Here is a 7745-nt window from a genome sequence, read left to right on the forward strand (position 1 = left end):
GCCAGGTAATTCGACTCTACTTGGCGTGATCGCCAGATCGCCCCGCAATTCATGGCTTTTGACGCAGTCCGAAGGGATGCGTCACAGCCATTTGTCGAGGTGCTGCATGTCCGAGTTTCAGTTGGTGACCCGCTTCAAACCTGCCGGCGATCAGCCCGAGGCGATCCGGCAGATGATCGAGGGGTTGGAGGCGGGGCTTTCGCACCAGACCCTGCTCGGCGTGACGGGCTCGGGCAAGACCTTTTCCATCGCCAACGTGATCGCTCAGGTGCAGCGTCCGACGTTGGTGCTGGCACCGAACAAGACCCTGGCGGCGCAGCTTTACGGCGAGTTCAAGTCGTTCTTCCCGAACAATGCGGTGGAGTATTTCGTCTCCTACTACGACTACTACCAGCCGGAAGCCTATGTGCCGTCGTCCGACACCTTCATCGAGAAGGACGCCTCGATCAACGATCACATCGAGCAGATGCGTCTGTCGGCGACCAAGGCGCTGATCGAGCGCAAGGATGTCATCGTGGTCTGTACCGTGTCCTCGATCTACGGTTTGGGGAGCCCCGAGGAGTACCTGAAAATGGTGCTGCACCTCGACAGGGGCGACAAGATGGATCAGCGCGCGCTGCTGCGCCGCCTGGCCGAGTTGCAGTACACGCGCAATGACATGGATTTCGCCCGTGCCACCTTCCGCGTGCGTGGTGATGTGATCGACGTTTTTCCGGCGGAATCGGATCTCGAAGCCATCCGTGTCGAGCTGTTCGACGACGAGGTGGAGAGCATCAGCGCCTTCGACCCGCTGACCGGCGAGGTGATCCAGAAGCTGCCGCGCTTCACCTTCTATCCTAAGAGCCACTACGTCACGCCGCGTGAAACCTTGCTGGAGGCGGTCGAGCACATCAAGGTCGAGCTGCAGCAGCGCCTGGAATACCTGCGCGGCGCCAACAAGCTGGTGGAAGCACAGCGCCTGGAGCAGCGTACGCGCTTCGATCTGGAGATGATCCTCGAGCTGGGCTACTGCAACGGCATCGAGAACTACTCGCGCTACCTGTCGGGCCGCCCGGCTGGCGCGCCGCCGCCCACCCTGTACGACTATCTGCCGGACGAAGCGCTGCTGGTGATCGACGAGTCCCACGTCTCGGTGCCGCAGGTCGGCGCCATGTACAAGGGCGATCGTTCGCGCAAGGAAACCCTGGTGGAATATGGCTTCCGCCTGCCGTCGGCGCTGGACAACCGACCGATGCGTTTCGAGGAGTGGGAGTCAGCCTGCCCGCAGACCATTTTCGTTTCCGCCACGCCCGGGCCTTACGAGGGTGAGCACGCCGGGCGCGTGGTGGAGCAGGTGGTGCGGCCCACCGGTCTGGTCGATCCGGAAATCGAGGTGCGCCCGGCGCGCACGCAGGTCGACGATCTGCTCTCGGAGATCCGCTTGCGCGTGGCCACGGGCGATCGGGTGCTGGTCACCACGCTGACCAAGCGCATGGCCGAGGATTTGACCGATTATCTGGGCGACCATGATGTCAAGGTGCGCTACCTGCACTCGGATATCGATACCGTGGAGCGGGTAGAGATCATCCGTGATCTGCGCCTCGGCGCCTTCGACGTGCTGGTGGGCATCAACCTGCTGCGTGAGGGGCTGGACATGCCCGAGGTGTCGCTGGTGGCGATTCTCGATGCAGACAAGGAGGGCTTCCTGCGCAGCGAGCGCTCGCTGATCCAGACCATCGGCCGGGCGGCGCGTAACCTCAATGGCAAGGCAATCCTTTACGCCGACAACATGACCGGCTCGATGCAGCGTGCCATTGGCGAGACCGAGCGACGCCGTGACAAGCAGATCGCTTTCAACGAGGCCAACGGCATCGTGCCCAAGGGCGTGCAGAAGGACGTCAAGGACATCCTCGAAGGCGCCGTGGTGCCGGGGGCGCGCAGCAACAAGCGGAAGGGCATGGCCAAGGCGGCGGAGGAGAGCGCGCGTTACGAGAACGAGCTGCGCTCGCCGAGCGAGATCACCAAGCGTATTCGTCAGTTGGAAGAGAAGATGTACGCCCTGGCGCGCGATCTGGAGTTCGAGGCTGCGGCGCAGTTGCGTGACGAGATCCAGAAGCTGAGGGATAGGTTGTTGCAGGTGTGATGCGTCAAGGAATGTGGTCGTAGCGGCGACAGTCGCGGCTGAAGCCCCTCCCACAGCTCTGGTGGCGCCTGTTGCATCTGTGTAGGAGCCCCGCCTCGGGGCGAAGCCTTTGGCTTTGCGGTGTTCTGGTGAATGCTTCGCGGCGGGGCGCCGCTCCTACAGGGTGGTGGAGCCTGCGGGGTTTGTGTAGGAGCCCCGCCTCGGGGCGAAGCTTTTGGCTTTGTGGTGTTCTGGCGAATGCTTCGTGGCGGGGCGCCGCTTCTACAGGGTGGGCGGGGTTGGCGGACATTAATGCGCCGCGCCACCGCCGGCCATGTTCTGCGGCAATGTCCGCGTCAGCAGAATCGCCAGCATGCTCACGCCCAGGGCGATGCCAATGAAATGGAAGGCATCGTTGTAGGCCATGATGATCGCCTGCTGGTGGACGATTTCGCTGAGCTTGGCCAGCGCCGCCTGTTCGCTACCCAGAGTCTGGGTAAGCAACTGCAGGCGTTCATCGACCTGCGGATTGGTCGGCACGATGGATTCGCGCAGGTAGTCGAAATAGACCTTGGCGCGGGCATCCAGCAGGGTGGCGAGCAGGGCGATACCGATGGCGCCACCCAGGTTGCGCAGGATGTTGAACAGGCTGGAGGCCGAGCCGGCATCCTGCGGCAGGATGTAGGCCGTGGCGATCAGCGACAAGGTGACCATCACCAGTGGCTGGCCGAGCGCGCGGACGATCTGGATATGGTTGAACTGCGGGCCGGCGAAGTCCGGGTTGAGCACGCCGGAGAAGAAGCTCGCCGCACCGAACAGCGCGAAGCCCAGGGCGCACAGCCATTTCGGCGAAATGATCTTCATCAGCTTGGGCACCAGTGGAATCAGGAACAGCTGCGGCACGCCCATCCACATGATCACTTCGCCGATCTGCATGGCGTTGTAGCCCTGGATCTGTGCCAGGTACAGCGGCAGCACGTAGATCGAACCGTACAGGCCGACGCCAAGCCCCAGGCTGGAAATGCTGGCGAGGCCAAAGTTGCGTTCGCGCAGCACGCCCAGGTTGATCAGTGGATTGGGGCGGGAGATTTGCAGGATGACGAACAGGATTAGGCTCACCAGCGCAACGCTGCCCAGGCTGACGATCAGTTGCGACTCCAGCCAGTCCTTGCGGTGGCCTTCCTCGAGGAACACCTGCAGGCAGCCCAGGCCGAGGCCCAGGGTGACGATGCCGGCGTAGTCGGTGGTCTTCAGCAGTTCCCAGTGCGGCGCCTTTTTCTCCAGGCCGTAGAGCAGGCCGGCGATCATCAATAGGCCGGGCGGCACGTTGATGTAGAAGATGTACTCCCAGCCCCAGTTCTCGGTCAGCCAGCCGCCCAGCGTCGGCCCGATGGAAGGGGCGAAGGTGGCGGTGATGGCGAACAGGGCCATGCCCTTGGCGCGGTGATGCTCGGGTAGCTTGATCAGCGTCATGGTGAACGCCAGCGGGATCAGCGCGCCGCCGGTGAAGCCCTGCAGGGCGCGGAACACGATCATGCTCTCCAGGCTCCAGGCCATGGAGCACAGCAGCGAGGCGATCAGGAAACCCACCGAGACCCAAACCGCCAGGCGCCGCGCCGAGAGCAACTGCACCAGCCAGGCGGTCAGCGGGATCATGATGATCTCGGCCACCAGGTAGGACGTGGAAATCCACGAGCCTTCCTCCAGCGTGGCGGACAGCGCGCCCTGGATGTCCTTGAGCGAGGAGTTGGTGATCTGGATATCCAGCACTGCCATGAAGGCGCCGAGCATGGCGCTCATCACGGCGATCCAGTCGCGGCGGCTGGGTTCCGCCGTCGCGCGGATCAGCGCATCACCCGCCATGGCTGTCGTCGCCGCGCAGATCGACGGTGACTTCCACTGACATGCCGGGGCGGATCAGGCCGCGGAGCGGGTTGTCGGCGGCGAAGGTCAGTTTGACCGGAATGCGCTGCACCACCTTGGTGAAGTTGCCGGTGGCGTTGTCCGGCGGCAGCAGGCTGAACTGCGCGCCGGAAGCGGCGAACAGGCTGTCGATGCGGCCTTCGATGGGTGTATCGGGGTAGCTGTCGAACAGCAGTTCGGCCTTCTGCCCAGGACGCATGCGGCCGATCTGGGTTTCCTTGAAGTTGGCCTGAATCCAGATGTCCTGATCGGGCACCACTGACAAAAGGTATGCGCCGCTCTGTACCACCTGGCCTTCGCGGGCCGAGCGCTGGCCGACCATGCCGCTGATTGGCGCGTGGATCTGCGTGCGCGAGAGGTTGAGGTCGGCCTGATCCAGATCGGCCTGGGCCGAGAGGATCTGGGCGTCGAGGCGCTTGATTTCGGCTTCGAGACTGGCGACCTGTTGCCGCTGTGCCTGCAGATCGGCATGGGCCTTGGCCAATTGAGAGCGGGCGACGCGGTTATCGGCAGCCAGTGTCGTGACGCGCTCCTCGGAGACATACCCTGGCTTGCGTAGGGTCTGGGCGCGGCCCAGGTCTATCTGAGCGCGCTCCAGTGTGGCCTGGCTGGCGTTGACATCGGCCTGGCTGGCGGCAATCAGGCTGGCCTGTTGGTCGAGTTTGCTCTGCGCCTGGGTGCGTTCTGCCTGGTGGGTATCCAGGGCGGCGAGGGCGCGCTGGCGAGCCAGGCGGAAATCCGCATCTTCCAGCACAACCAGTACCTCGCCAGCCTCGACATGCTGGTTGTCGCGCACCAGCACCTTGGCGATACGTGCGTTCAACTGGCTGGAGATGCGCGTTATTTCCCCCTGTACATAAGCATTGTCGGTGCTCTCGTGATACCGGCCGACCAGCAGCCACTGGGCAAGCAGTGCGCCAGCGACCAGGGCCAGGATGACGATGAAAACAAGGAGTCGGCGTTGCAGTTTTGCAGGCATGCTGGGGGCTCAATACGCGTCGGAAAAATGTAAGCGAATCTAACAGTGTTCCCTTCCTGCTAGTAGAGGCTAGACTTCGCATGCTTTGTTGCTTATGAGGAACAATCATGGGGTTGGATGACGCGTTGATCTTCACCCGGGTGGTGGAGTGCCACAGCTTTACTCAGGCGGCGACCAATCTGGGGATGCAGAAATCCACGGTCAGCCGACGCATTGCCCTGCTCGAGGAGCGCCTTGGCGTGCGCCTGCTCAATCGCACCACGCGCAAGCTGCGCCTGACCGAGGTGGGCCAGGCCTACTACGAGCGTTGCCGGCAGATCATGCTCGACTTCGCCGAGGCCGAGCAGGCGGTCATGCAGTTGCAGCGCGAACCATCAGGGTTGCTGCGGATTACTGCGCCGATCGAGTTTGGTCAGTTGTTTCTCGGGCGCGTGCTGGGCGAGTTCATGCGCCAGTACCCGCAGATCAACGCGGAAGTGGAAATCACCTCGCGTCAGGTGGATCCGCTGGAGGAGGGCGTGGATATCGCCATTCTGGTCGGCCAGCCGCAGGATTCCACGCTGATCGCGCGCAAGCTGTTCGAGAGTGGTCGTCGCCTCTGTGCCAGCCCGGCTTACCTGGCCGCCCATGGAGCGCCGCGCAACGTGGCAGAGCTGGAAGGGCATCGGGCAATCCTGTTGCAGCACGATGCGCCGCGCTATTGGCCGTTGCTGGACGAGAGTGTGCCCTGCCAGCGGGTGCTGACCTGCAACAACATTACCTTTGCGCGCGAGGCGGCGGTCGCTGGAGCCGGTATTGCCGGTTTGCCGGTGATGATCAGCGAAGATGCCGTGCGCAGCGGGCGTCTGGTCGAGTTGCTGCCCGAGGCGCGTCTGCCGGTGGGCGAGGTGTATGCCATTTACCCGTCGCGGCGTTTCCAGGCGATGAAGGTCAAGGCCTTTCTCGACTTCCTCATCGCCAGCTTGCCGATCAACCGTGGCGGGTTGCTGGAGCCTGGGGCCGTCAGCCTGCTAACATCGCTCGCTTGATTCAATACCTCGTGTCTTCCATCCGAGAGCATTCATGACCACCGTTCGTACTCGTATCGCGCCATCGCCGACCGGCGACCCCCATGTCGGCACCGCCTACATCGCACTGTTCAACCTGTGCTTCGCTCGCCAGCATGGTGGCCAGTTCATCCTGCGTATCGAAGACACCGATCAGTTGCGTTCGACTCGCGAGTCCGAGCAGCAGATCTTCGACGCGCTGCGCTGGCTGGGGATCGAATGGGACGAGGGCCCGGACGTCGGCGGCCCGCATGGCCCGTACCGTCAGAGCGAGCGCGGCGAGATCTACAAGAAATACTCGGACGAGCTGGTCGCCAAGGGCCACGCCTTCCCGTGCTTCTGCTCTGCCGAGCGCCTCGATGAAGTGCGTGCGCAGCAGATGGCTAACAAGGAAACCCCGCGTTACGACGGCCACTGCATGCACCTTGATCCGGCCGAGGCGCAGCGCCGCATTGCCGCGGGTGAATCGCACGTGGTACGGATGAAGGTGCCGAGCGAAGGCGTCTGCGTGGTGCCGGACATGCTGCGTGGTGATGTCGAGATCCCGTGGGATCGCATGGACATGCAGGTGCTGATGAAGGCCGATGGCCTGCCCACCTATTTCCTGGCCAACGTGGTCGATGACCACCTGATGGGCATCACCCATGTGCTGCGCGGCGAGGAATGGCTGCCGTCGGCGCCCAAGCTGATCAAACTCTACGAATACTTCGGTTGGGAACAGCCGGCGCTGTGCTACATGCCGCTGCTGCGTAACCCGGACAAGAGCAAGCTGTCCAAGCGCAAGAACCCCACCAGCATCACCTTCTACGAGCGCATGGGCTATCTGCCGCAAGCCATGCTCAACTACCTGGGGCGCATGGGCTGGTCGATGCCGGACGAGCGCGAGAAGTTCTCCCTGGCCGAGATGATCGAGCACTTCGACATCAACCGGGTGTCGCTGGGCGGGCCGATCTTCGATCTGGAGAAGCTGTCCTGGCTCAACGGGCAATGGTTGCGTGAGCTGCCGGTGGAGACGTTTGCCGCCGAAGTGCAGAAATGGGCGCTCAACCCCGAGTACCTGATGAAGATCGCGCCGCACGTACAGGGCAGGGTGGAAACCTTCAGCCAGATCGCGCCGCTGGCCGGCTTCTTCTTCTCCGGCGGGCTGAACCTGGATGCCAAGCTGTTCGAGCACAAGAAGCTCTCGGCCGATCAGGTACGCCAGTTGATGCAACTGATCCTGTGGAAGCTCGAAGCGCTGCGCCAGTGGGAGAAAGACCGTATCACTGGCTGCATCCAGGCCGTGGTCGAGCATCTGGAGCTGAAGCTGCGTGACGCCATGCCGTTGATGTTCGCCGCCATCACTGGTCAGGCCAGCTCGGTGTCGGTGCTCGATGCCATGGAAATCCTCGGCCCGGATCTGACCCGCTTCCGCTTGCGCCAGGCGTTGGAGCTGCTTGGTGGTACCTCGAAGAAAGAGGCCAAGGAGTGGGAGAAGCTGCTGGCGGCCATCAACTGAGTTGAGGCGTGCCGCTGTGGGAGGGGCTTTTACCCCCTGTGGACTCTAAGTAATTGTTCTAGTGGCAAAAAATTTAGGCCTGCAGGAAAAATATTGTTGACAGGCAATCGGGGCGCTCTTAACATGCGCCCCGTCCTCGAGATGGGGCTATAGCTCAGCTGGGAGAGCGCTTGCATGGCATGCAAGAGGTCAACGGTT

The 7745-nt window shown here is 62.8% G+C and carries 5 protein-coding genes; 3 read left to right on the forward strand and 2 right to left on the reverse strand.

The features are described 5' to 3' along the window. Window positions 1–106 precede the first annotated feature (106 nt). A complete protein-coding gene (uvrB, locus tag ACODS1_RS13780) occupies window positions 107–2122 on the forward strand; it encodes an excinuclease ABC subunit UvrB (RefSeq protein WP_489086093.1) in 2016 nt (671 codons plus the stop codon). Between the two features lie 288 nt (window positions 2123–2410). Here uvrB and ACODS1_RS13785 read toward each other — a convergent pair whose 3' ends face one another. Next, a complete protein-coding gene (locus ACODS1_RS13785) occupies window positions 2411–3964 on the reverse strand; it encodes an MDR family MFS transporter (protein WP_489086094.1) in 1554 nt (517 codons plus the stop codon). Beyond that, complete coding sequence (locus ACODS1_RS13790; RefSeq protein WP_489086095.1) at window positions 3954–5003, reverse strand: HlyD family secretion protein; 1050 nt, start codon at window positions 5001–5003, stop codon at window positions 3954–3956. Before ACODS1_RS13790 ends, ACODS1_RS13785 begins: the two co-directional genes overlap by 11 nt. Window positions 5004–5110: 107 nt before the next feature. On the opposite strand from ACODS1_RS13790, the gene ACODS1_RS13795 reads away from it, so the two are divergent. Both ACODS1_RS13795 and gltX read left to right on the forward strand, forming a co-directional pair. Next, a complete protein-coding gene (locus ACODS1_RS13795; RefSeq protein ID WP_489086096.1) occupies window positions 5111–6031 on the forward strand; it encodes a LysR family transcriptional regulator in 921 nt (306 codons plus the stop codon). A gap of 34 nt (window positions 6032–6065) precedes the next feature. Continuing rightward, window positions 6066–7547, forward strand: a complete 1482-nt coding sequence (gltX, locus tag ACODS1_RS13800) for a glutamate--tRNA ligase (protein ID WP_489086097.1) — start codon at window positions 6066–6068, stop codon at window positions 7545–7547. The last annotated feature ends 198 nt before the right edge of the window (window positions 7548–7745 follow it).

This window comes from Pseudomonas sp. FG29, from assembly GCF_057809355.1.